Source organism: Chromobacterium sp. W521, from assembly GCF_052805975.1.
In genome coordinates this window covers 1-2,238 of the sequence record NZ_JBRBAF010000035.1, presented here as the reverse complement: position 1 = coordinate 2,238, position 2,238 = coordinate 1, and the positions used below count along the sequence as shown (strand labels likewise).

The window sequence follows — 2,238 nt, the reverse complement described above, 5'->3', positions numbered from 1 at the left end:
GTCCAAGTGGTCTTGGTCTCTGTCAACATCCAGTGTCATATAAGTATGATTGAGATAGAACTCCCAGCTCAGCGTGCCTTTGAGTTGCATCCATTCCGCGAAAGACAGCTTGTAGTTTGGGTCCAAGCCATCCGCACCATAGTAGTTCAGTGCATGGATGCCACTCAGCCTAGGTTTGCTTAAGTAAAATGTATTTTTCCAGCCTAAAGTGATGAATTTTTCAACGAGATCCAGGATGTAGAGCCGGGCTTCATCATGAGACATTGCTCCGCCGTTTTTGACTCGAGCATGGACGTTTATACGTGTTATGCCTAGGCCACGGGTCTTGTTTTCCATGCCCATGATACTTAAAGCCTTCGGGATCACTGTCTTCACGCCGCCAGCATCTATGGTGACCGTAGGGAGGGCATTGGCATCGAAATCTATACTGTTATAAAAATTTAAACCAACGTTCTGTGTCTCGGCGATGATGGTTTCTGGGTATCTCTTTTCAAAATCACTGCCCTGCTGGTATAGAGTCAGTTCTATATTGCTTGGGTGGACGGTGTTCATTTTTTTGCTACTTTCTTGATTCTTGTGCGTTGAGTTGAATGCGATAGCCGTAACAGCAGCAACGGCAATCAGCACACTCAGGATAATTTTTTTTGTCTTAGTCATTGCTGCTATGCCAGCCTGCCATGGTTTTCAATTCCGCCTCCATAAATGCATTATTCTCTGTCATCATGCTGTGGAATAAGTCTGCGGCTTTTAATATCCAATTCATTCTGCTGTCGTAGTCTTCCAACTTGGTGCCAGCAGGAGGAACAGACTTTAATTTCTTTTGATCTGTTTTGCAGGCATGGGTGAAGACCAACTCGATATCCGGCAGAAGCGGGTTGAGCATGGTGTCCTTGATCATTTCCTTGCCTTCGCGTTGAATCTGAACCCAGCTTTTGAACGCCTTGTTTTCATACATCAAGGGTTGCAAAATCTCTTTTTGCTCATGTACCGCGATGTGCTTGAGGTGTTGCAATTGCAACTTAGGTCGCTTATGTGGGTCATTTTCTTGCTCTATTTGCCTAACCAGCTTAAATCCTTCGATGACACTAGGGGTGGCCGCCAGATAGTTTATTTGGGGGAGTACCTCTGCACCTTGTTCCATGCGCTCCAGATTGTCGATGACTTCCTTGTGCAGCTCCTTGCAGCCGCGCGACGGCACACACTGATCGAAGTGTTCCGGGTAGCGGCTGTAATACCAGTGGAAGGGGGCGATGTCCTGGAACAGCCAGAAATTGCCCAGCGCCAGGTGGCGTCTGACAAAGTCGGTGTCGGCGGCATTGGGCAGATAAGAGCTGGACATCGCCCGTCCGGCGATGGAGTGCCAAGAGTCAATGGTGCAGGCCACGGTTTTGCTGGCGAAGGCGCCCAGGGCCATCCAGTAATAGCGGCCCTTTTTCTTGATATTGCCGTACTCCTCAATTTCTAGATAAAAGCGGGCATAAGTGGCGGCAATCACTCTTGCTCTGTCGCCGTAATTGCCGAGGATGCGCCGTGGCGGCGGGCTGTTCGGCGGGTTGGGGCCGGTCAAATAGCGCGAGAGTGTAATGGGGCGCGAGACACGCAGGTAGGCGAAAGCCTGGGCCTGTGACAGCGGGGTTTTGCAGCCGGCCTTATTGGTGCAAACGGAGCCCTCGGCGGTGTTGGTGTTGGCTTTGTAAGCGGTGCTGTCCGCCATTTCACGGTTCTCCTTCCGGCTGCATGTCTTCGGATGGCAGTATCTCATGCCATACCAGGCTGGCCTCCAGCGGCGTTGATTGTTGGGTGTGGACGCGCTGGGTGCTGCCGTCCGACCTAGTGTGCTGGAGCAAGTGCTGCTGTCCGTCGCTGATGGCCAGCATCAGGCCGGACAGGGGTTTGCCGGTGGGGCCCAGGATGCGGAATTGCTCATCATAGCGTTCCGCGCTGGGAAAGCCTTGCATGTTCACGCCTATGCTGGCCGGGCCGCTCAGTTTGTGGCTGGCGCCCTTGACGCTGACTTCGCCCGGGCAGTGCACTTCGATATTGCCGCCCTTGAGGCGGATATAGCCGCCGCCGCTGGTGAGCAGGATTTCCTGGCCGGCGGCGATTTCCACCTTGCCCTTGCTGGCGGTGACGGTCACATCCTTGTCCGCGGTCACCTCAATGCTGTCGCTCTGCGCCTGCATCTGCACCTTGCCCTTGGCGGCAATCAGCTTCAGCGCCACCTTGTCCTTCACCCCC

3 protein-coding genes are annotated in these 2,238 nt (G+C 53.2%); all 3 read right to left on the bottom strand.

The features are described from left to right. On the bottom strand, window positions 1–657 hold a 657-nt coding region (locus tag ACUXV1_RS23160), incomplete at its 3' end, for a hypothetical protein (protein WP_446016763.1). Then, window positions 650–1,714, bottom strand: coding sequence for a DUF2515 family protein (locus tag ACUXV1_RS23155; RefSeq protein WP_203391495.1), 1,065 nt, complete (start codon window positions 1,712–1,714; stop codon window positions 650–652). The genes ACUXV1_RS23160 and ACUXV1_RS23155, both read right to left, overlap by 8 nt. Before the next feature lies 1 nt (window position 1,715). After that, window positions 1,716–2,238: DUF2345 domain-containing protein (locus tag ACUXV1_RS23150; protein ID WP_446016761.1), on the bottom strand; the 523-nt coding region annotated here is incomplete at its 5' end.

What these genes read in the sequence shown, in the direction of transcription:
- ACUXV1_RS23155 (WP_203391495.1), bottom strand. Translation starts at nt 1,714, where the DNA reads ATGGCGGACAGCACCGCTTACAAAGCCAACACCAACACCGCCGAGGGC.